Raw genomic sequence first — 21,927 nt, forward strand, 5'->3', positions numbered from 1 at the left:
GGTTTCGGCAGTCGCAGGGCAGTGAACAGGCAGGTAACGCTTGGCGTTTGGGCCTAGGCGTCAGGCGAATCCTTGGGGGCAGGCAGGGTCAGGTTCAGTTCGCGAATAAGCCGTTGGCGCGAAGCATCGTCAGCCAGCAGGCTTTGCAACTGTTTGCGGAAGGCGGGGGTATTGCCCAGCGGGCCTTTTAACGCCACCAGCGCGTTGCGTAACTCCAGCAGTTTGTTCATTTCAGGCACTTGGCGGGCGATGGCATCAGGGCCGAAATCGTTAATCGACTTGAACTGCAAATTAATGCTCAAGTCGTTCTCGATATCGTTGGTCAAGACGCAAGGCACTGCCATTTCTAATGACACTTCGGCTTTGGTCAGTACATCATTGAAGTTGTCTTTGTCGATACGTACGGGTTGTCGGTCTTCAAGAGCGGACTCTTCGCCGTGGCCTTTAAAATCACCGGTTATCAGTAACTTTAACGGCAATTCAACTTCGGCCTGTTGATCGCCTGTGGCCGGAATGTATTTGATGTTAATGCGTTCTTTTGGAGCTACGGAACCGTGAGCTTTCGACATGGGAAAAGTCCTTTTCATTCGAAGGTAGCCCTATTAGGAACCGATTTCTCTAGGCCTGTCATGTCGGCCAAAGCCGTTAGTTGTGTGGCTTTTCTCTGTAGGAAATTACGATTATGAGTTTGGTAGTACTTGCCCTACATAGTTGCAGGAAGTCGCTGAGGGATATGTCTGTTAATTGCACTAATAACGTTAATTGTGGAGTGTTTTACTTGCTACTTAATTGCCGGTTAGTCCACGCTCCGGACAATTAAGGCGTTATACGTCGAACTTTTTATCAGCGAGAAAGGATCTTGCGCGTTATGTCATGCCCATCATTCATACAGGAGGTGCAAATGCGAATAAGCAGTGGGCGGGCATGGGCGTTAGGCGCCTCTCTATTAGTGCTGGCGGGGCAACAGGCATTGGCCATGCCGGCAGCGCGAGACTGTACGACCGTTGTGTCGTCGTTAAAGCGTCTGGAATGCTTTGATCAGGCGGCCGGAACGCCGATTCGCAGCATGGCGCCACAACCCATCACTTATGTGGGGCGAATGTTGCCCATCGTCGATCTGGTGCAGCGCAATGAGGCCAGACGCAGCCCCGGGGACTTCCGCTTTTTGATATCCCACTGGCCAGAGCTGGATGACGAGCGAGCACAACGGGTGGTTATTTCTGCTCCGGCCCTGGGGGCGTTTGCCCCCCGGCCTACCTTGGCCATCAGTTGCGAATCCAAAATCACTCGCCTGCAACTGGTGCTCGATGAGCCAAGCAAGCGCAACAAGCACCGTATCCAGCTGTTTGCAGATGACAAGCCGGTCTCGAACGCGACATGGCAAGTGATGGATGAAGCAGGGCTGGTGGTCGAGTTCAGTCGGGGGTTACCGACCATTGCGCTGTTGCGCCAGATCATGGGCAGCCAGCGTCTGGAGCTGAAAAGCACGCAGGACGCAGCCCTGAATGGGCTGGTGTTTGACGCGCAAGGCCTGGACGCGTTGATTGCGCAGGAGCGTCAAGCATGCCGCTGGTGATCGAGGTACCGGCCGATATTGTCCCGCTGTTGCTGGCGCCGATTGAACCGGAACAACCCGCCGGGTATTTCGATATCGAGGACGAAACCTATCAGGCAATTGATCAGGAAATGATCAAGCTCGGGGGCTTGCGTGAAGCCAGCATCGACTGGCCGTATATCGATGAAGCGTCCCGCCAGTATTTGGCCAGACAGTGCAAGCACTTGCGCATCCTCGGGCATTTGCAGGGGGTGTGGCTGCGCACCCGGCAGTGGGCGCGCTGGGCCGATGCCGTGGGCTTGCTGGCGGGTATCGTCGAGTTGTATTGGGACAGCGCCCACCCCAAGCCCGGGCCGACCGGCTATCTGGCCAAGCGCAAACAGATCAAGCGCCTGCTTGAAGAGTTGGGACAAGCCCTGTCGAGCCTGGACCGCAGCAGTTTTGCCCCGGTGCATCAGGCCACGGCGGAGCAGGCGTTACTCGACCTTGCGCGCGGCGCAGTCGCGGCCAAGCTCGACTCGGCGCCGATTGAGGCACTGCAACGTCAGTTGGCCAAATACAGTGAGCCACTGGTGCCTGAGTCGACCAACCAGGCCCCATCTTCCGGCGTCCTGAACCCGACCTTGTTTACCCGCACCAGCGCGCCGCCCGTGGGCAGCGAACGTGAACAACGGCGTGCCTTGCTGGCAATGGCCGAGCAACTCAATCAACAAGACCTCTATGACCCGGTGGGCTATCAACTGCGCCGTTTTGGCTTGTGGGCGCACCTGCATGCCGCCCCGGCCATCACCCGCGACCGCCGCACTGAATTAAGCGCGGTGCCTCAAGACATTGTTGACGCGTATCAAGAAGCACTGGGCGCCAATGCCCTTGAGCCCGCCTTGCTGTTGCGCATTGAAAAAAGCGTCGCGGCCTCGCCGTACTGGCTGCGTGGCAGCTACCTCGCGGCCCAGGTGGCCTCGCGCCTGGCGATGGATGACGTGGCCTTGGCTGTGCGCCGCTGTTGTGAGCGACTGGTGTGTCGGCTCCCGGCTTTGCTGGAGCTTAATTTCAGCGACGGCACGCCCTTCGTCGACGCGTCAACCCAGGCCTGGATCAGCGGTGCCGATCAGCGCGAGGGCGCCAGCAGTGCGGTGCCTGAGTACGCGGGCCTGCGCGACGAATTGGTGACTCAGTTGAATACCGAAGGTGTTGAGGTGGTGCTGCTGCGTTTGCAGGCATTGCACGCAGCCCATGAAGCCCCGCGCCAGCGCAGCCACACCACGGTGATCGCCGCTGACTTGCTGGGTGCCCGCGGCCTGTCCTGGCTGGCCGATGACCTTTACGCCGGGGTGGCCCGGGTGATGCGCGAAACCAGCGCCCAGGCGTGGGAACCCGAGTTGTATCAGAAGTTGGCCCAGCACCTTGGCAACCCCGCGTTGGTCAAGGCCGTTCAGGAGTAGGAGCAGTTTATGGAAAGGGTCTGGAGTTACATCAAGCGCTGGGGTTGGCCCGTGCTGCGGCATTTCAAGCAGGCGCTGGGGCTGATGGTTGTCCTCGGCGTGGTCTTTGCGCTGATCGGCATCTGGTGGCTGGGGCCGCACTGGACATGGCGCGAGCATCAACCCTTGGCTGCGCTGGCGATGCGCGTGTCGGCCAGTGTTGTGGTGGTGGTCGTGCCGCTGCTGTTCTGGGCCTGGCGGGTGCGTCAACGCTTGCTCAGGCTCAATGCCGAGCACGCGCGTGAAGCGACGGTTGTGCTGGATCCCTGCCTGCCCTATGTCGAGGCGCAGGAGCGTTCACTTGATCAAAGCCTGAGCCATTTATTGAACAATATGGAGCGTCGCCGTTCGCTCTATCAATTGCCGTGGTACCTGGTGCTGGGCGAAGAAAGCGCGGGCAAGACCAGCCTTGTCACCCGTTCAAATCAGAGCTTTTCCCTGTCCCATATCAACAGGACGGGGGCCCGCGCGCAGCCGGAAGAAAAACTGGCGTATGGCATCGACTGGTGGATCGGCGACGAAGCCGTCTTGATCGATCCGCCGGGTGAGTTGCTCACGCAACCGAAGCCCTTGACGCAAGAACAGCGCGCCGAGCAAGCGCAAGAACCGGTGGCGGCCAAAGGTAAATTCAGGCCGGTATTGCCTGGGGACACTCACCCGCGCCTGTGGCTGCACCTGCTGGACTGGCTGGGGCGCAATCGCAGCCGCCGCGCCCTTAACGGGGTGGTGCTGGTGATCGATGTACAAGCCTTGCTGATGCAGCGCCCCGAAGCGCGCAAGGCTCGCGCTAACGTGCTTCGCACGCGGGTGTATGAATTGACGCGGCACTTGGGCACACGCCTGCCGGTGTATGTGGTGCTGAGCAAATTTGATCTGCTGGAGGGCTTTGAGGAGTTCTTTTCTCAGCTGTCGCGCCGGGGCCGTGAAGACTTGCTCGGCTTTACCTTCAGCCTGGACGCGGTCGACGATTTCGATGCTTGGCTGGCGGAATTGGCGGAGCATTACAGCGCGTTTGTCGAGCGTCTCAACGAGCAGGTTTTTGACAGCCTCAGAGGCGCCCGCTCATTGGAGGACCGTGACCGGCTGATGGGTTTTCTGCGCCAGTTGGCAGGGCTGCGCCCGGCGCTGTTTGGCTTCTTGAATGAAATGCTCGGCACCGACCGCTTCACCACGCCGGCGCTGGTCCGGGGCGTGTATTTTTCGTCGGTCTTCCAGCAGGGCACCCTGAGCAATGCGTTCGTCAAAGAGGCGGGCCAGCCGTACCACCTGCCGCCACCGCCTGCCGAGGTCAAGCCTGCGCAGGGCAAGGCCATCTACTTTGCCCAGCAACTGTTCAAGCAAGTGATTTACCCCGAAGCGGGGCTGGCCGGTGACAACATCAAAGTCGCCCGCAACAAGCAACGACTGTTGATCGCAGGTTTTGGCGTGGCTTCGCTGGGTTGTTTGCTGGCGGTGGGCTTGTGGCAGTACTACTTCACCGTCAACCGTGACAAGGCCGCGAACGTTTTGGCCAGAAGTCAGGAGTTCAGCACCGGGGACATTGACGCCAACCTCGATGCCACCGGGCGCAATTTGCTGGCGCCGCTGGACCAGATCCGTGACGCCGTCTCGGTGTACGGCGATTACCGTGAGGCCTGGCCGTTGCTGTCCAATATGGGGCTGTATCAGGGCCGGGCGATTGGCCCGCGGGTTGACGAAGCCTATTTGAACTTGCTGTCCAGGCGCTTTTTGCCCGCCATCGCCAGCAGTGCTCTGGAGGCGATCAATATCGCGCCTGCGGGCAGCAATCAGCAACTGGTGGCGTTGCGGGTGTACCGCATGATCGAAGACCGCCAGAACCGCCGACCGGAGATCGTCGAAGACTGGGTTGCCAAACAGTGGCAGCGCGCGTATCCGGGCCAGGGGCAACTGCAGGCAGACCTCATGCGCCATCTCAATTACGCGTTGAAATATGCCGACACGGACTTGCCGCACTACCGCGAACGGATCGTCCAGGTGCAACAACAACTGCGCCAGCGACCCATGGCAGAGCGGGTGTACAGCACCTTGAAACAGGATGCCCAAGAGCGCTTGCAACGCCCGCTGGACTTGCGCAACGAAATCGGTCCGGCTTTCGATATTGTTTACCGCCCGTTGGTGGTCAACCCGGACACCGATGGCAGTGAGTTGCAGTTGGCGCCATTGCTCACCGCCAAGGGGTTCAAAGAGTACTTTGAGCCCGGCACGCAAGACATTATTGAACTGGCCATGATCGATCAGTGGGTGCTCGGTGAGCGCCAACGCCTGGACTACTCCCCAGAAGACCGCAAGGTCCTGACCCAGCGGGTTCGTGCCCTGTACAGCGCTGACTATGTAGACAGCTGGCGGCGGGCGCTTAACCAGTTTGTGATCACTGATTTTCGTGACCTGAGCCATGGGGTTGCCGTGCTGGAGCAGGTCACCGGCCCGGCCGCGCCGTTACGGCGTTTGCTTGAAACGCTGCGCGACAACACCGTGATCTACCCGGCCGTGCCGTTGATTGAGGGCACTGCGGTGGTCAGCCTGGACAAAGTGCCCGAGGGCCAACAACAGGCGGCGGGTATTCGGCGTGCCTTTACCGGCTTGGCGCAATTGATCATCCCCCAGGGGGAGCGGCCTTCCTACTATGAAGAGACCCTGCGCGCCATTGGTGCCGTGCATGACTATGCTAAGGCTGTGCACGACAATCCGGACCCCGGCAAGGCCGCGTTGAAGACTGTGCTCAATCGCTTTTCGCTCAGCGGCAGCGACCCGATTGCCAACCTGCAACGGGTTGCTGTAGGCCTGCCGGAACCGATGAACCAGCAGGTCAAAAAACTCGCGGACCAGACCTCGCAAGTGCTGGTGGTAGCCGCCCTGCGCGAGCTGGAAAAGCGCTGGGACAGCGAGATCTACAGCTTCTATCGTGATCGGCTGGCCGATCGTTACCCGTTCAAAGCCACGGGCGAAGACGCTTCGCTGGACGACTTTGAAGCCTTTTTCGGGCCGCAAGGGCGGTTGCAACAGTTCCATGACCAGTACCTGGACATCTTCCTCAAAGACAACCTCGACGTGCTCTACTCCGAGAGCCTGGGCGGCTACCTGGTGCGCAGCGACGTGCTGGAACAATTGAAAAAAGCCGAGCGTATTCGCGACACCTTCTTCAACCATCGCGGGCATTTGGCGGTGCAACTCACCATCGAACCGCTGGCCCTGAGCACCACGCGCCTGAGCAGCCTGCTCAGCGTCGACGGCCAGTTGATCCCCTACCAGCACGGCGCGCCACAGCGCACAGGGTTGGTGTGGCCCAACGACCTGGGCAATGCCAATGGCAGCCAACTGACCCTGGTCAACAGCAGTGGCAATACCGCGAGCCTGAGCTATCGCGGCCCGTGGTCGTTATTTCGGCTGCTCAGTCGAGGCCATCTCAACGGCCGTACCGACACCAGCGTCGACCTGACCTTCGCCATTGCCGACGGATTGATGCGCTACCGCGTGGTGGCCGAAAAAGCCAACAACCCCATCACCCAGCGCACCTTTGAAGGCTTTGCCTTGCCCAGAACCTTGCTGGAGGAACGCCGCCAACCCAAGGACGGCGACAAACTCACGCAGTGGTCAGGACGGTCCAAGCGTCTTGCCCTATCTATGTAGCACCTGCCTTTGTTCTCCCTGAGTAGGTTGTTGGCTCCGCCCACCCACTCAGGAAGAGCATATGCTCGATACCAATCCTCTATTGAACACCTCAGTGCTGCCGTCGTTTTCAATGATTCGCGCTGAGCATTTGGTGCCCGCTGTTGAACACATCATCGCTAAGAGCCAGACAACTGTAGCTGGCATTATTGCCAGCCAGACTTCATTCCCCACCTGGGACGATCTGGTGCTGGCGATGGATGAGGTAAAGGCCCAACTCGAAGAAACGATTCAAATGATTGACGTGCTCAGCACTGTACACACCCATAAGGCGTGGGCTGATGCAGTCACCCTCTGCGGGGGGCTGATGACGCAATACAAAGGGCAACTCGCGCAAAACACCACGCTGTATGCGTTATACCAGGCCCTGGCCAACAGCCCGATTGCAGCGTTGTTCAACAGTGCGCGCAAGCGGGTACTGGAAAAAATACTGCTCGAATATCGCCAGGCCGGGCTTCACCTCGGTCCGGTGCACCAAGAGCGGCTGCGTGAATTAAAGGAGCAAACCCGTCTGCTGGAACAGACGTTCAGTGCCCATGTGCAGCAAGCCACTCAAGCCTGGGGCAAACACATTGAAAACGAGTTGCTGCTAGCGGGCCTTGCGGCACCGTTAAAGCAGCGCCTGGCGAGCGCAGCGCAGCATAAAAACCTGACCGGCTGGTGGTTAACACTGGATGACGAAGTGTTTCACGACGTAATGCTGTACGCGCAGAACCGGCCCTTGCGCGAGGAGGTATGGATCGCCCGTTACACCCTGGCCACAGCGCTAGGCCCGCAACCTGAACAATTGAACAACGATGATGTGTTAACGCGGCTGCTCAGCAACCGCCATCAAATTGCACAGTTGCTGGGCCATGAGCACTTTGCCCAATTGGCTTTGCAAGGGCAGATGGCGTCGTCGACCGACGAGGTCATGAATTTTTTGCGTCATGAACTCGAATCACAACGCGCCACGTTTACCCTCGAGAGAGCGCAACTCGAGGCCCTGATGGTGGAATACGACATTCCTCAGCTCGAACCCTGGGATTATGAATACCTTGCCCAAATACTGCGCCAGGCCGACGGCGTGTCCCAGGATGCGCTGAATGTCTATTTCCCGTTGCCGACGGTTATTGAGCGTCTGGTGCAATTTACCCGGCGGTTGTTTGGCGTTGAACTGGTTGAACAGACGCAGTTCGACCGTTGGCACCCGGACGTGCGCCTTTACGAGGTCATGGAACATCAACAAATCCTCGGCTACTTGTTTATTGACCCTTATGGCCGCCAAGAGACTGATGGGGCCGTTGAAGTGCTGACGCTGCGCAACCGCCGAATGACGGCCGAAGGGCGACCCCGTTTACCGGTTGCTGTGCTGTCCGGCCGGTTTGCAAAAGGTGACGGTGAGCAGCCCTGTTTACTGAGCCACACGCAATTGCGCAGGCTGGTGCATGAATTTGGCCATTGTCTGCAGCACCTCTTGACGGGGCAAGGGTACCGGGACATTTCCGGGATCGGAGGCATGAGCCCTGACGCGATTGAATTTGCCAGTCAGATCATGGAGCAGTGGTGCTTTAGCGACGAGTTTCTGGTCTGGATGTCGGCGCATTATCAGACTCAAGAGGCAATGCCTGCTGATGCGGCTCAGCGGTTAACGCGCGTTGTACACACCCAAACCAGTTGGGCCACGGCCAATGTATTGCTGCTCATGCTGTTTGATATCGAGGTTCATCGCACCCAAGGCGATGGGCGCAGCCCACATGAGGTGTTTGATGCCCTGAATACGGAAGTCGGGCACTTGAAGTGGCCACATGACGTGAGCCCCTACAACAGCAACGGGTTGATGACATCACCCCATGTGGCTCGAGGCTATTCGTATAAATGGTCCGGTGTGTTGGCCAGCCAGGCGTTTGAGCAATTCAGCCGTCGAGGCCTGTTTGACGCAGAGACAGGGCAGGCCTTTCGCGATGCCTTTTTTACCTATGGCGATGCGCGTTCCTTGAGGGACTCCATGGAAGCCTTTCTGGGCGCCGACAAGGTAGACCGTTTCTTTCCGCCATCCGCCGCGTTGCTGCGCGTCGATAACACCCGGGACGTTGCGACCTTGATGGGTCAATTGACGACTTCGCAGCAGCAGATGATTGAGTTGAATGACGCTTTGCCACGGCCTGCCGATGTTGCTGCGCAGCACTTGAAGAACTGGTTTAAAACCACGTTCCCCGCGCTGGCGGACAGTGTGGCGGTGCAGGATGTGTCTGTGCGCACGGTGCATGAAACACTCATCCCTCTAGCAGAACGGGTGTCTGATGGACCGCTGTTTAGCCGCACGATCATTTCCAGCGTCCCCCTGGATGTGCTGTTCTGGCAGGCGGCTGCCGGCCGCTTGAGTACCGGCGAGCTCTTTCTCAACCTGCAAAATATTGAAATTGTTCATCAAACCGGCGGCACCACGCAGGCACCGGCTGCCCTGAACAGCAACGATGCCAAGAGTGCATTCGAGCGGTTATTGGTAGAAACCCGGCCGTTGTCATTCGAACGCCAATGGGAACAAGCCCTTGAACACTTCTGGAGCAAAGCCGCGAGTTTCACTCAGAACCGCCCTGTCAATGAATGGCTGGCAGATCAGTTAAGCCATCAGTTAATGACGCAGGCCAATCTTCATACGCTGGACGGAGCGCTGCAAGAGCCGCTGCACCATGCCGTGACCGACTACGCGCTCTCGGTCCCCGAGGCAGAGGCACGCGCAAGCCTGCTCGAAACCGTTCGGCCAGGTGTGTACACACTGGCCTACGCCCCACAAAGGTGGCGTGTCAGTTTGCCGGTCCGCAACTGTGTGGTGTTTACCGCGCGAGATAACGACGTTGAGCAGGGCGCAGCGCTGCTCTGGCGTCTGGGTGAGCCACTGGAAGTGTTCTACAGCCTGGCGCAACTGAAGGCGAGTTTGAAGGAAGGCGGCGATTCCATCGGCGAGATTAAGCATCGACCGTTGCCGGGTAACTTTTTGGTCCAGCAAGTCATGGCGCTGCGCCAGGCGCAAAAAACTGATGTGCTGCAAGCGCTGCTCGACGGACCAAATGAAGGGGAGCAGGTTAACGACTGGATACAGCGTGTGGACGAGGCCGCAGACCTTGGCGACCGGCTGGATATTGCCGTCCCGATGAATGCTCGGCAACTCAAGCAATCACTGAGTCAGTTGAATACTTGGCTACACAGCAGCCGCCACGCTACCGGGAAGGATCGCGTGGCATGGTGGAAGGCTTGCAGGGCTTGGCAACAAGCCGTAACGGATGCGCAGTCTCTGCCATCAGACCCGATAACGCTGGCAACACCTGAGGCTATCCAGGCGTGGACGCGCACTGAGCTTGAGCGATTGATCAAGGAAAAATATCCCCCGGCTGACCCGGATCGGGTTTTCCTGACGATCGAGAAACGCATCGTAGATCCCCATGCACCTTCTGGATCATCTGCGTATGGGTCAGGAGTGGCACTTTCAGAACATAAGGGGATTATTTTTGACCGGCGTTCACTGACGCAATGGGCCATCTCCAATATGACGCCGGACGAGAGCAATGCGCGTGATTACGTTGAGGAGGGCCCACTGAACTTTGACGCCATACGCGATCTGGTGAAATCAGCCAATGTCGGGGTAATGCTTGACTCATGGATTATTGGCGCAGCCCGCCGTACGCAGACGTTATGGATGTCGCTCAAAGCCAAGCAGATGCGGGTTGAGGTACTTGCCGCCCACTTGTCAGGTGATCTCAAACATGACGCCAGCAATACCCGGTTGAACCTGGTGCTTGCCGCTCTTGATGGGCGCCAACCTCAGGAACGTAGCAAGGTCAATGGCCAAGAGGTGGTGGTTTATCAGATTAAATGGGGGAGCAGCACCCTAAGGGATATCGTGGCGTTTGGCGTCAAGAACCTTAAAGGCCGGCCCTCACTCACGTTGTACACGCCTGGGGCACCGGATGCCCGGGTGTTTCGCGATGCCGATGGCGAAGCATTCGAAGATCTGATGAGTGCTGTGGTGACGGCCCTCACCACAACACCAGAAATGACACTGTGGGTGATCTCGAAATTACCGCTTTCAGCGCAAGCTGACCAGATTGCCAGCCTGGAGTCGAAGGCGCCCGACCGTCCTTTGGGTGAAAAGATTAAACAGTTTGTGCTGGATATTTTTTCGCCCATCAAGTTTCGGGCTAACCTCGGTTTTCCTGCTCAGGGTGCGATTGCCGCCGTGGACATCGACCTGTTCGAAGCCTTGTATGAAACACACATTGTTCATGCGCGAGATGCTGCCAACGTGTTGACGGTTTCCCATGCCGAGCGTGATAGCGAAGCGGCCCAAGTCGGGCGCAGCAAAGGGTTAGTGCTGGTGCTGGGCATGATCTCGATACCTCAGGTAAACCGGCTCGGCGGGCTTCTGGGGCGGGCTATTATTCCGACCATGATCGGCGGTGCTGCGGTGGTGTCCATCAAGGATGAAGGCGGCAGTGGCAGTCAATGGCTGAGTGATTTTATCAGTGCCATGGGGGAGGTGGTCGCAGAGGCTGGCGAAGACCTCATCATGAGTCGAGCATCGGGCAGGCGTGGCAAAAAATACGCAGGCAAGCGTTATATGACGCTGACGACTTTGCCTCGCATGGTGGATGCCTCATTGCGGCCTTTTCTTCTGGAGGGGTTTGATGGAAGCGGCCTTCTACCGGAGGGTCGGAATCTGTATCGCGGTCGAGACGGGCAAGGCTATTTAAAGCTTGACGGGGGCTTTTGCAAAACCACTGTGCAGAACGGTGAGCGGTTTGTTTATAGCCCCAGGAATATTTCTAACAGGCGCAAAGTGGTTTGGGAGAGTGGCCGTTGGCAAGCCGAGGATCCAAATCGTTTATTGGGCGGCGGCCCGGTGATGAGTCTGTTCAGAGCCCCGGAAACGCCTCAACAGAAAAAATACAATGCACTGCTTGAGGGCTACCTGGTAGACCATTACAACCCGCCCGGTGACATGGTGCGAGAGGCTGCAAACGTGATCGGAGCCATGCCGGAGGTGCTGGCTCAGCGGGTGCTGGATGAGAGCATCATTGATGCACGGGTGAGCGGTATTGAGGCTTACCGGTCGTTAATGAAGCTGCTGAACCGCCAGCGTCGGCTGCCACCTGAATACAAGGCCTCGAGCGATACGCTGGTGTACAAGCTGGACGTGTGGAGTGCGGTCCACTCGGCAACGCGGGACTTTGAAACCAGTGTGCCGGGCTTGAAATTTTCCGATCTGCAAAAAATTAAAATATTCGATATGGCATTGCCCTACAGAAATGCTTATTACGAAACGACCGGTATGAACATAGCCGTGATGCCGGACAACGCGACAGGTGCTGTGTTTATTGGCATTACACCTCTGCGCGGGAAAAAAAGGCGCGAACTGGACAAAATCAACAAGGATTACAACGACCTTAGCCTTTCATTGAGACAGAAGATTGTCAGTGCGCTGCAAGCACAGTTCCCGGGGCAAGGGCCAGAAACAGTGGCTGCACTGGAGCGTTATCTCGCAGTACCAGAAAATGTTGAGCATCATCGAAAAATCGCTCGCACGTTATTGAGAGAGGAAATGCAAGCGCGGAACATGCCAGGTTTGCTGACTGAAGTCAGAAACAAACGCATCCCTTACTTTGTTGTGATCAAGGGCAAAACGCAGCAAAAAATCATGGTGGCCACTGCCGAGGACATTGATCACTTCTCACAAAGCCTGATCAAATACACAGAACCCTTTGATATCCAGGCCGTTACACAGACGGCGACGCATAAAGTCACAGGCAAGTTACCCGCTACATCAACAACATCCACTACACCTGCGGTGTCCGAAGGGCCTGCTACAGACAGGTTTTCGATCAACGTAAGCGCGCTGGCTGAAGCGCAAATGACTTACGACAGCTTCCCGGAAGCGGCCCGGATCAAAATGACCAGCATCATGGATGACATTCGTGCGGGCCGTGTGACCAGCAAGCGAATCAATGGTTATTACTGGTATGACATGTCCCAGTTGGATCCAGGCAGTGGCAGGGGGGCCTGGCGCGCTGCATTTGAACGCAAGGGCGATACGTGGGAGCTGCAGGGGTTTTATGACTATCACACCCATCGGGCTGCCACGGTGTGGAGTTACTGACGCGTAATAAAGTCGATAAACGCCCGCACGCGTTGCGGCACGTGGCGCGCGTGCGGGTACAAGAGGATAAACGGGCGCCGGGCACCGCCGAAGGCGCTCAACACTTCACACAGCTCGCCGCGCTCCAGTGCCTGCTGCACCGTGAAACGGTAGGTCTGCATCAGGCCTGCGCCGTGTTTGACCAGTGTCACTGCGCCCAGGTAATCATCCAGACAGGCGCAGTTACCTGAGGTTTCCAGCTCAACCCACTGACCGTCCCGCTGAAACGCCCACGGCAAATTGCGCCCGCTGCTGGGCAGTTGGTACTGAATGCAGTCATGTTTGGCCAGTGCTTCCAGCGAGGTGGGCGTGCCCGCTTCGCGCAAGTACTCAGGAGTTGCCACCACCACCAGTTCGGCCTCTTCCAGCGTACGGGCGATCAGCCCGGAATCGGTCGGCGCCTTGCCTCTGATCGCCAGATCAAAACCATCGTCGGCAAAGTCGATGTTGCGGTTGCTGATGTGCACATCGATTTGAACGTCAGGGAACTGCCGACGAAACGCAGGCAACTTCGGCAGCAACCGGTAGTGAGCATAGGGCGTGGGCACACTGATGCGTAACAAGCCGGAAGGCTGGCTTTGCTGGCCGGTGACTTCACGTTCGGCATCGACCAGTTGCGTCAGCGCCTGACGGCATTGCTGGTAGTAAAGCCGCCCGCTATCGGTGAGGCGCATCTGGCGTGTGGTGCGCACAAACAAACGCACCCCCAAGCGCTCCTCCAGGCGGGCCACCGAACGACTCACCGCCGCTGGTGTAACCCCGGCCAGATTGGCCGCGGCCGTGAAGCTGCCGGTCTCGGCTGCCAGGCAAAACAGTTCAATACTGCCCAGTTGAACATCATCGAAGTGACGGGTCATGGCACGGCCAATTGATTACATGAGGTATCTATTCAAATGCCATGGGCCTCATTTTTCAAGTGTAAAACCTGGCCTAGAGTGCCTCCACCTGTAAGGCATACGCCTTGAACCTGCGGAGAAGCATCATGAGTTCAGCTAAAACAGTCATCGTTACCGGCGCCTCCAGCGGGCTTGGCCTGGCCATCGCCAAGGCTTATCTGGACCTGGGTTTTAATGTGGTGGGCAATGCGCGGACCCTGGCCCGCTTGCAGGAGGCTGCTGACTCGCTCGGCAACCCGGCCAACTTTTTGTTGGTAGAAGGCGATATCGCCTTGGCGAACACTGCCACCCGTTTGTTTGAACGCGCCATCGAAGCGTTTGGCAAGGTCGATATCTTGATCAGCAACGCCGGGATCTTCGTGCCAAGCCCCGTGGCGGATTACACCGAGGCGCAACTGGAGTCGATTGTCGACACCAACCTCAAAGGCTTTTTCTACCCGGCTCAGGCGGCAGCCCGGCACATGACGGCCAACGGTGGCGGTCAAATCGTTGCGATTACCGCATCCATTGCTCTGCAACCGAACGTCAAAGTTCCGGCCTTGTTGCCGGTGTTGATCAAGGGCGGCCTGAACAGCGCCGTGCGTGGTTTGGCGCTGGAATTGGCGGCCTCCCAGGTGCAGGTCAACGGCGTGGCGCCCGGCATTATCGCGACCCCGATGCACGGTACAGACCAACCGACCCGCGACTTCCTGAAAACCCTGTCGCCGAGCGGGCGCATCGGTACGCCGCAAGACATCGTTGACGCGGTGCTTTACCTCACCTCATCGACCTTTGTCAGCGGCGCCATCATCCCGGTCGACGGTGGCAGCACCGGCGGCACCTGGTAATCAACGAGGAAACCGACATGCCATACGTCAATATCAAAGTGACCGATGAAGGGGTAAGCGCCGAACAAAAGCGCTTGCTCATTAAAGGGGTGACCGAGTTGCTGGAGCGCGTGCTGAACAAGGCGCCGTCGACCACCTACGTGGTGATCGACGAAGTCTCAACGGATAACTGGGGCGTAGGCGGCGAAACCACCACCCAGTTGCGCGCACGGCAGAAGCACAACGCTCAGAAATTGAATTAAACAGTCGGCGTCTGCCCGACTGAACACTTCAACCCGTAGGAGCGAGCTTGTCTCGCGATCTTTTGATCTGCTGTGGCTTTTGAGCGGGGCAACCTGAGGTTTGCCACCAGGTCGAAAACGCCAGGATCAAAAGATCGCGAGACAAGCTCGCTCCTACAGTGTGAGGTGAGGCACCACGGTTCTAAGCTCATAACCAAATGATCTGCAAGATATTTGCGCCTCACGCCACACAAGGATTCAAACCTATTTTTTGAGTCCTTCAGATGTCGCATTATTTTGACAGCGCTCAGCAACAAGACATTCAGGCCCTGGCTCACACTTTTACCGGTCGTACGCAATGGCCCACCTGGTTGTTGTTGATTGCGGTGCCCAGCGCCTGGTTTGCTTTGATGCTGGCCAGCCCGGTGCTTGGCGCGGGGTGGACGATTGTGCTGTTGATCCCGGTGGTGGTGCTGTGGATGTCAGTTCAGCACGAGCTGTTGCATGGCCATCCCACCCGTTTCAATTGGCTGAATAAGGTGCTGGGCTATGCGCCCTTTGCTCTGTGGTACCCGTACACCTTGTACCGCGACAGCCACTTGCAGCATCACCACGATCATGACCTGACCATTCCCGGCGTCGATCCCGAAAGCCGTTATCTCAGCCAGTCAGGCTGGGAGCGCAGTTCCAGGTTGTTTCGCGCTGTGCTCTGGCTGAACAAAACCGTGCCGGGCCGCTTGCTGGTTGGCCCGCCTTTGGCGTTGTACGGGATGGCCAAAGAAGAACTTCAGCGCCTGCGCCAAGGCGAGCGCAAAGCCTGGCTGATGTGGCTGACCCACGGCTTTTTCACGCTGCTGATGTTTGCCTTTATCGCCCGCTACAGCGCCGTGACGGTCTGGCAATACGTGTTTTTGGTCACCGTCCCGGTGCTGTCTGTCGGCATGGTTCGCTCTTTTTATGAGCACCGCCCCGCAGCCCGTCCCGAACAGCGTACGGTGCTCAATGAAGCCGGCTGGCCGTGGACCTGGTTGTTCCTGAATCTGAACTTGCACTTGGTGCACCACGATTTGCCGCGTTTGCCCTGGTTCTACATGCCCAGGGTGTACCGGGCGCGGCGTGAGCAATGGCAACAGCGCAGCGGCCATTATGTGGTGCACGGCTATGGCGAGTTGATTCGTCGGCACGCGGTGCACGCCATTGATAGCCCCAAACACCCGTTTGTTTAACGTCACCAGGAGCGCTGTATGTCAGGCGGTTATGCAGAGTTATTGATGTACGTGGCCCCCGAGCAGGTGCGTGAGGCCAATGAACAATGGCTGACACGTATCCTTGAGCTGTTGCAGGCCACGCGCCGCGACGCCGGGGGCATTGAGTTGCTGGAGCTGTTTCGCTCGCCCGATTTGTTGCTGACCCAAACCTGCGGCTACCCGCTGCTGACTCAGTTGCAAGGCCAGGTGCAAGTGGTCGGCCGCCCGCGTTATGAATGGCCCGACAGCAGCGCCGGGCGCCATTGCAGCGTGATTGTCGGCCGTGAAACCGACCCGCGTGTCGAACTGGCGGATTTCAAGGGCAGCCGCGGGGTGATCAATGACCGGCATTCCAACAGTGGCATGAACCTGTTCCGTCATCGGCTGACGCCCTTGCAGCAAGACGGGCGTTTTTTTGCCTCGGTGGCGACCAGCGGCGCGCATCAACAAAGCCTGCGCTGGGTGCGCGAAGGCTGGGCAGACCTGGCCTCCATCGACAGCGTCACGTTTGCCTACCTGGCGCGTTATGCCCCGGCCGAAGTCGCCGGGTTGCGCATTGTCGCGCGCACCGCCATTAGCCCCAATTTGCCTTACATCACCGCACTCAGTGCCGGCAGCGCGGGCGCTGAGCGTATTCGCGAGGCAATGAACCTTGCCTTGCAGCAGTTGCCACAGGTAAGTGCCACCTTGGGTTTACAGGAAGTATTACCGGCCAGCGAAACTGACTACCAGGTCGTTATTGGCTACCAGCGTGAAGCGAGCGCGGCAGGTTATGAGGTCTTGCTTTAACCGCCCTGCGACGCCAACGGCTACGCTGAAGTCAGTGCGGCCGATAGTTTTGCCCCTATCCATGACAAGAGAATCCGTATGAACAACCTTAAAAAATGGCTCGGTGGCTCGCTGCTGGCACTTGGATTGTTGAGCCAGCCGGTCCTGGCTGACAGCAAAAACACCCCGATTCACTTTGGTGACATCACTTGGGAAAGCGGCAGCTTTATCACCGAGGTGCTGCGCATTTTGACCGAGAAGGGCTATGGCGAGGCGACCGATACCTTGCCAGGCAGCACGGTAAGCCTTGAGGCGGCGCTGGCTAAAAACGACATTCAGGTGATCGGCGAAGAGTGGGCCGGACGCAGCCCCGCGTGGATCAAAGCTGAAGCCGAGGGCAAAGTCTCGGGGCTGGGTGACATCGTCAAAAACGCCAGTGAAGGCTGGTGGGTGCCTGAATACGTGATCAAGGGCGACGCGGAAAAGGGCATCAAACCGTTGGCCCCTGACTTGAAGTCGGTGGACGACTTGAAGCGCTACAAAGACGTGTTCCGGGACCCCGAAGACCCAAGCCGTGGGCGCTTCCTCAATAGCCCGACGGGCTGGACCTCCGAGATCGTCAACAGCCAGAAACTCAAGGCCTATGGCCTGGACAAAGACTTCGTGAACTTCCGCACCGGCTCCAGCGCCGCCCTGGACGCTGAAGTCGCTTCGTTGATCCGTCGCGGCAAACCGGTGCTGTTCTACTACTGGTCGCCCACCCCGCTGATCGGTCGCTACAAGCTGATCAAGCTGGACGAACCGGCCTTTGATGCCGAGGCCTGGAAAACCCTGTCTGACGCTAATAACCCTAACCCGAAGGGCACGCGCTCATTGCCGGCAAAACTGGCGATTGGTGTATCAACCCCGTTCAAAACCCAGTATCCGCAGTTGGTCGAGTTCTATGAAAAGGTCGATTTCCCGATCGATTTGCTGAACAAAACCCTGGCTGACATGAGTGAAAAACGCACCGAACCGCGCCAGGCTGCCGAAGCGTTTTTGCGCGACCAGCCGCAGATCTGGCACAGCTGGGTGACCGCCGAGGCGGCGCAAAAAGTTGATGCGGCGCTTAACGCCAAATAATTCACTGAGTACGAGCCATGCATGTTTCCTGAGAATCTGACGTTTTCCATCGCCGGCTGGGTCAATACCTGGGTCGATGCGCTGGTCAGCAACTACGGGGATGTGTTCCGACACATCTCCGACACCTTGCTGTGGGCCATCGTTAACCTTGAAAACCTGCTGCGCCTGACCCCGTGGTGGCTGATGCTGCTGATCGTCGGGGTGATTGCCTGGCACGCCACGCGCAAAGTGGTCAGCAGCGTGCTGATCGTGGGGTTGTTGTTTCTGGTCGGCGCGGTAGGGCTGTGGGACAAGCTGATGCAAACCCTGGCGCTAGTGATGGTGGCCACGGTGATCTCCGTGCTGCTGGGCATCCCGCTGGGTATTTTGGCGGCGCGTAGCAACCGCTTGCGCACGTTGCTGATGCCGCTGCTGGACATCATGCAAACCATGCCCAGCTTCGTGTACCTGATCCCGGTGTTGATGCTGTTTGGTCTGGGCAAGGTCCCGGCCATTTTCGCCACGGTGATCTACGCGGTGCCGCCATTGATTCGTCTGACCGATCTGGGTTTGCGCCAGGTTGACCACGAAGTGATGGAAGCGATCAATGCCTTCGGGGCCAACCCGTGGCAACAATTGTTCGGGGTGCAATTGCCGTTGGCCATGCCGAGCATCATGGCCGGAATCAATCAGACCACCATGATGGCGCTGTCGATGGTGGTCATCGCGTCAATGATTGGCGCCCGTGGCTTGGGCGAAAACGTGCTGGTGGGGATTCAGACACTCAACGTCGGCAAGGGTCTGGAAGCCGGGTTGGCCATTGTGATTCTGGCTGTGGTCATCGACCGCATAACCCAGGCCTATGGCCGACCACGGCATGGGGCAAAAGATGAGTGAGGCTGTGATCAACAAGATTGAAGTGCGCAATGTCTTCAAGGTGTTCGGCAAGCGCGAAAAAGAAGCCCTGGCCATGATCAAGGAGGGCCAGAGCAAAGCCGACGTGCTGGCCAAAACCGGCAGCGTGGTGGGCATCAACGACTTGTCGGTGTCGATTCAAGCGGGCGAAGTGTTCGTCATCATGGGCTTGTCCGGGTCGGGCAAGTCGACGCTGGTGCGTCACTTCAACCGCCTGATCGACCCGACCAGCGGGCAGATTCTGGTGGAGGGTGAAAACATCCTTGAATACGACATGCCGACTTTGCGCCAGTTTCGGCGGCAAAAAATCAGCATGGTGTTCCAGAGTTTTGGCCTGTTACCGCATCGCAACGTGCTGGAAAACGTGGCCTACGGCCTCAAGGTGCGCGGAGAGAGCACGGCGCAGTGCAACGAGCGCGCCCGGCACTGGATCACGGTGGTGGGTTTGCAAGGTTATGAGCAGGCGTTTATCCACCAGCTGTCGGGTGGCATGCGCCAGCGCGTGGGGTTGGCCCGTGCCTTGGCGACCGACACCGACATCATTTTGATGGACGAAGCCTTCAGTGCCCTCGACCCGCTGATCCGCGCCGAGATGCAGGACCAACTGCTGGAACTGCAACGCACGCTGCAAAAAACCATCGTTTTTATCACCCATGATCTGGACGAAGCGCTGCGTATCGGCAACCGCATTGCCATTCTCAAGGACGGGCAGTTGGTGCAGGTGGGCACGCCACAAGAGATTCTGCACACGCCTGCGGACGATTACGTGAACCGCTTTGTTCAGCGCCAGCGGGCGAAGATCGAGTGATGTCTCTTATGAGCGACACGACCCAAGTGGGAGCGGGCTTGCTCGCGATGGCCTTCAGAGCGCCTCATTTACCAGGCAAATATGCGTGATTGTTAACGATCATCGCGAGCAAGCCCGCTCCCACAGAGTGTTATTGATAGCGAACAGCAAGCACGCCTTTCTTTTCACTGATCGACAAGGTCGGTGCGGCGTGTAGCTGCTTCAGCGAGCTGACATGGGTGCCGCCGCACGGGTAGCTCGGCAGTTCGCCAAAGCCGATAAAGCGCTGGTCGGCGTTGACCTGAATGACCCGTGGCAGGTCAGCGCTGATCCACTGCTCAAGCTGTTCTTTAATCTGCTCGACGTGTATCGGCTGAGCGTTCTCACCCGGCATAAAACTGACCCGGCATTCCCCCGGCCAGTGGTGGGCCTTGATCGGCTTCCAGCCTGCGCGTTCGCCGCACACACCAATCAAATGCCCCATCGAATGCAGTCGGCTGTTTAACTCACGGCGGGCCTCATCCACGCGCGCCTGCGCCGTACCCAGCGGCACGGCCTGCTGGACGATATGCACAATCCGGTCGTGCTCCTGGAGCACCTTGAGCACTTCACTGGCGCCAATCCAGCCAGTGTCGCTAGGCTGTCCGCCGCCCTGCGGATGAAAAGGCGTGGCCTTGAGGATGACGGCAAAGCCGTCGTCGTGCGCGGTGCAACTGAGCACGTCGACGTCGGCTGTGAGGGTGTCGTCGGTATAAAACAGGCGTGAGGTCATGTGGCGAGTCCTGAAACAATTAGGTTTAAAGTATAGGGACGCCCCCTGGGTGTGATAATCCCTCCAATTTTCAATGGACCTGTGCGCTGTGAGCATAAATCTACCGCTGTCATTACTGGCTGAAATGGTGGTCTTCGTGAGGGTGGTCGAGGTCGGCAGTTTTTCCGAGGCTGCGCGACAGCTGGACACCTCGCCGTCTGCCATCAGCCGCAGTGTCGCCCGACTGGAAAAGGCCCTGGCGATCCGCCTGCTGCAGCGCACCACCCGCAAGCTGCGCCTGAGTGATGTGGGCGAGGAAGTGTTCAAGCGTTGCCAGGAGGTGGTGGGGGCAGCGCAATCAGTCATGGACCTCAGCGGTCGCTATAGCCAGGAGGCTGAAGGGCTGATTCGCGTCAGCGTGCCCAAGGCGGTGGGGCGCTACGTGGTTCATCCGCACATGCCCGAGTTTTTGCGGCGTTATCCCAAGGTCGATGTGCAATTGATTCTGGAGGACCGCCACGTCGACCTGATCGACGACAACGTGGATTTGAGCATGCGCATCACCGATCAGCCGCCGCCGGGCCTGGTGGGCCGCCAGTTGTTTTTGATCGAGCATTTGCTCTGCGCCACGCCTGCCTACCTGGCGGAACATGGCACGCCCCGCCAGCCGGAGGATTTACGCCACCACAGTTGCATCTACCTTGGCGAAAGCCCGGCGGATGCCCGCTGGAAATTCAAGCAAGGCAGCAAGACCGTGACGGTCGGGGTCACCGGGCGTTACGCGGCCAACCACACGGGGGTGCGGCTGGATGCGGTGTTGCAGCACATCGGCATTGGCAGCTTGCCTTACTTCACGGCGCGTCAGGCGCTGGAGCAGGGCGAGATTGTGCAGGTGCTACCGGCCTGGAATTTTATTGCGTCGTACCACGGCGGTGTGTGGCTGCTGCATACCCCGACGCGCTATCTGCCGCCCAAGCTGCGGGTGTTTATCGATTTTCTGGTTGAGCGGCTGGCGCAAGAACCGACGCTGGGGCCAAAAAAAGACCCGCGCGGTTAACCGGGCGGGTCTTGGCATTCAGTGCGCCAATCAGTGCTGCGGGCTGTCTGCGTCGGTCGGCAGCGCCATGAACTGCTTTTCTTGATTCCAGTCGAACGGCTCGCCGTTTTCTTCGGCTTCAAAGCGGCGTTCTTCCAGCGCCTCATACATGTCCAGCTCTTCATCGGCGAGGAAGTTGAAGCAGGAACCGCCGAAGAACCACAACAGGTCGCGAGGCACCACGTGGGCGATTTGCGGGTAGCGTTCGATCACCTGGCAGAGAATGTCCTGGCCCAGGTATTGGCTTTCATCAAAATCGGTCAACAGACCGGCTTTCATCTCGTCGAAGCGTTCAATAAACAGTTCATGGCTTTCTTCCGGGATTTGCTCGGCGTCACCGACGGCAACCAGGATGCTGCGCAGCATATCGAGCAGGGCGAGATTGTGGTTGAGGTCATTAGTGGCCATGGTGGAGTCCTCTAG

16 protein-coding genes are annotated in these 21,927 nt (G+C 58.3%); 12 read left to right on the forward strand and 4 right to left on the reverse strand.

From position 1 onward, the window contains the following. Nucleotides 1-53: 53 nt before the first annotated feature. The gene (gene tssB, locus GHO41_RS00530) at nt 54-569 is read right to left on the reverse strand and encodes a type VI secretion system contractile sheath small subunit (RefSeq protein ID WP_048373666.1); all 516 of its coding nucleotides are present in this window, start codon (nt 567-569) and stop codon (nt 54-56) included. A 332-nt stretch (nt 570-901) separates the two neighbouring features. On the opposite strand from tssB, the gene vasI reads away from it, so the two are divergent. The 4 genes from vasI to GHO41_RS00550 all read left to right on the forward strand — a co-directional run bounded on the left by vasI (nt 902) and on the right by GHO41_RS00550 (nt 12,856). Further along, the gene (vasI, locus tag GHO41_RS00535; protein WP_228392726.1) at nt 902-1,576 is read left to right on the forward strand and encodes a type VI secretion system-associated protein VasI; all 675 of its coding nucleotides are present in this window, start codon (nt 902-904) and stop codon (nt 1,574-1,576) included. Further along, entirely contained in the window at nt 1,564-2,997 is a 1,434-nt protein-coding gene (gene tssA, locus GHO41_RS00540) for a type VI secretion system protein TssA (protein WP_153432588.1), read from the forward strand. The genes vasI and tssA overlap by 13 nt, the downstream gene beginning before the upstream one ends. Nucleotides 2,998-3,006: 9 nt before the next feature. Further along, nucleotides 3,007-6,684 carry a type VI secretion system membrane subunit TssM gene (gene tssM / locus GHO41_RS00545; protein ID WP_153432589.1) on the forward strand — a complete coding sequence of 1,226 codons (3,678 nt, stop codon included), beginning with the start codon at nt 3,007-3,009 and terminating at the stop codon, nt 6,682-6,684. A gap of 112 nt (nt 6,685-6,796) precedes the next feature. After that, a complete protein-coding gene (locus GHO41_RS00550) occupies nt 6,797-12,856 on the forward strand; it encodes a M3 family metallopeptidase (RefSeq protein ID WP_371928787.1) in 6,060 nt (2,019 codons plus the stop codon). On the opposite strand, the gene GHO41_RS00555 is transcribed toward GHO41_RS00550, so the two are convergent. After that, entirely contained in the window at nt 12,850-13,752 is a 903-nt protein-coding gene (locus GHO41_RS00555; RefSeq protein ID WP_153329876.1) for a LysR family transcriptional regulator, read from the reverse strand. The two genes, GHO41_RS00550 and GHO41_RS00555, sit on opposite strands and share 7 nt — an antisense overlap. Before the next feature lie 125 nt (nt 13,753-13,877). Here GHO41_RS00555 and GHO41_RS00560 point away from each other — a divergent pair, with 125 nt between their 5' ends. The 7 genes from GHO41_RS00560 to GHO41_RS00590 all read left to right on the forward strand — a co-directional run bounded on the left by GHO41_RS00560 (nt 13,878) and on the right by GHO41_RS00590 (nt 19,678). Next, nucleotides 13,878-14,618 carry an SDR family NAD(P)-dependent oxidoreductase gene (locus tag GHO41_RS00560; protein WP_048373658.1) on the forward strand — a complete coding sequence of 247 codons (741 nt, stop codon included), beginning with the start codon at nt 13,878-13,880 and terminating at the stop codon, nt 14,616-14,618. A gap of 17 nt (nt 14,619-14,635) precedes the next feature. After that, nucleotides 14,636-14,860: a 4-oxalocrotonate tautomerase family protein gene (locus tag GHO41_RS00565; RefSeq protein ID WP_048373656.1), complete on the forward strand. Its 225-nt coding sequence runs from the start codon at nt 14,636-14,638 to the stop codon at nt 14,858-14,860. A gap of 263 nt (nt 14,861-15,123) precedes the next feature. After that, entirely contained in the window at nt 15,124-16,065 is a 942-nt protein-coding gene (locus GHO41_RS00570) for a fatty acid desaturase (protein ID WP_048373654.1), read from the forward strand. Between the two features lie 18 nt (nt 16,066-16,083). Next, the gene (locus tag GHO41_RS00575; protein WP_153432594.1) at nt 16,084-16,875 is read left to right on the forward strand and encodes a phosphate/phosphite/phosphonate ABC transporter substrate-binding protein; all 792 of its coding nucleotides are present in this window, start codon (nt 16,084-16,086) and stop codon (nt 16,873-16,875) included. A gap of 78 nt (nt 16,876-16,953) precedes the next feature. After that, on the forward strand, nt 16,954-17,976 hold the full coding sequence (locus GHO41_RS00580; protein WP_123750172.1) for an ABC transporter substrate-binding protein: 1,023 nt from the start codon (nt 16,954-16,956) through the stop codon (nt 17,974-17,976). Nucleotides 17,977-17,997: 21 nt separating this feature from the next. Then, nucleotides 17,998-18,852: a proline/glycine betaine ABC transporter permease gene (locus GHO41_RS00585; RefSeq protein WP_153432595.1), complete on the forward strand. Its 855-nt coding sequence runs from the start codon at nt 17,998-18,000 to the stop codon at nt 18,850-18,852. Continuing rightward, complete coding sequence (locus GHO41_RS00590) at nt 18,845-19,678, forward strand: glycine betaine/L-proline ABC transporter ATP-binding protein (RefSeq protein WP_153432597.1); 834 nt, start codon at nt 18,845-18,847, stop codon at nt 19,676-19,678. Before GHO41_RS00585 ends, GHO41_RS00590 begins: the two co-directional genes overlap by 8 nt. A gap of 130 nt (nt 19,679-19,808) precedes the next feature. Here GHO41_RS00590 and GHO41_RS00595 read toward each other — a convergent pair whose 3' ends face one another. Beyond that, a complete protein-coding gene (locus GHO41_RS00595) occupies nt 19,809-20,429 on the reverse strand; it encodes an alanyl-tRNA editing protein (RefSeq protein ID WP_153432599.1) in 621 nt (206 codons plus the stop codon). Nucleotides 20,430-20,517: 88 nt separating this feature from the next. Between GHO41_RS00595 and GHO41_RS00600 the strand changes: the two genes are divergently transcribed. Continuing rightward, complete coding sequence (locus GHO41_RS00600) at nt 20,518-21,465, forward strand: LysR family transcriptional regulator (RefSeq protein WP_371928785.1); 948 nt, start codon at nt 20,518-20,520, stop codon at nt 21,463-21,465. Between the two features lie 30 nt (nt 21,466-21,495). Here the strand turns inward: GHO41_RS00600 and GHO41_RS00605 are convergent, their stop codons facing one another. Next, entirely contained in the window at nt 21,496-21,912 is a 417-nt protein-coding gene (locus tag GHO41_RS00605; protein WP_048389032.1) for a PA2817 family protein, read from the reverse strand. Nucleotides 21,913-21,927: the final 15 nt, after the last annotated feature.

This window comes from Pseudomonas sp. FSL R10-0399, from assembly GCF_009600165.1.
In the GTDB taxonomy this organism is placed as follows: Bacteria; Pseudomonadota; Gammaproteobacteria; order Pseudomonadales; family Pseudomonadaceae; genus Aquipseudomonas; species Aquipseudomonas helleri.

What these genes read in the sequence shown, in the direction of transcription:
- tssA (WP_153432588.1), top strand. Translation starts at nt 1,564, where the DNA reads ATGCCGCTGGTGATCGAGGTACCGGCCGATATTGTCCCGCTGTTGCTG.
- GHO41_RS00575 (WP_153432594.1), top strand. Translation starts at nt 16,084, where the DNA reads ATGTCAGGCGGTTATGCAGAGTTATTGATGTACGTGGCCCCCGAGCAG.
- GHO41_RS00580 (WP_123750172.1), top strand. Translation starts at nt 16,954, where the DNA reads ATGAACAACCTTAAAAAATGGCTCGGTGGCTCGCTGCTGGCACTTGGA.
- tssB (WP_048373666.1), bottom strand. Translation starts at nt 569, where the DNA reads ATGTCGAAAGCTCACGGTTCCGTAGCTCCAAAAGAACGCATTAACATC.
- GHO41_RS00555 (WP_153329876.1), bottom strand. Translation starts at nt 13,752, where the DNA reads ATGACCCGTCACTTCGATGATGTTCAACTGGGCAGTATTGAACTGTTT.
- GHO41_RS00585 (WP_153432595.1), top strand. Translation starts at nt 17,998, where the DNA reads ATGTTTCCTGAGAATCTGACGTTTTCCATCGCCGGCTGGGTCAATACC.
- GHO41_RS00605 (WP_048389032.1), bottom strand. Translation starts at nt 21,912, where the DNA reads ATGGCCACTAATGACCTCAACCACAATCTCGCCCTGCTCGATATGCTG.
- GHO41_RS00595 (WP_153432599.1), bottom strand. Translation starts at nt 20,429, where the DNA reads ATGACCTCACGCCTGTTTTATACCGACGACACCCTCACAGCCGACGTC.
- GHO41_RS00560 (WP_048373658.1), top strand. Translation starts at nt 13,878, where the DNA reads ATGAGTTCAGCTAAAACAGTCATCGTTACCGGCGCCTCCAGCGGGCTT.
- vasI (WP_228392726.1), top strand. Translation starts at nt 902, where the DNA reads ATGCGAATAAGCAGTGGGCGGGCATGGGCGTTAGGCGCCTCTCTATTA.
- GHO41_RS00590 (WP_153432597.1), top strand. Translation starts at nt 18,845, where the DNA reads ATGAGTGAGGCTGTGATCAACAAGATTGAAGTGCGCAATGTCTTCAAG.
- GHO41_RS00570 (WP_048373654.1), top strand. Translation starts at nt 15,124, where the DNA reads ATGTCGCATTATTTTGACAGCGCTCAGCAACAAGACATTCAGGCCCTG.
- GHO41_RS00550 (WP_371928787.1), top strand. Translation starts at nt 6,797, where the DNA reads ATGATTCGCGCTGAGCATTTGGTGCCCGCTGTTGAACACATCATCGCT.
- tssM (WP_153432589.1), top strand. Translation starts at nt 3,007, where the DNA reads ATGGAAAGGGTCTGGAGTTACATCAAGCGCTGGGGTTGGCCCGTGCTG.
- GHO41_RS00565 (WP_048373656.1), top strand. Translation starts at nt 14,636, where the DNA reads ATGCCATACGTCAATATCAAAGTGACCGATGAAGGGGTAAGCGCCGAA.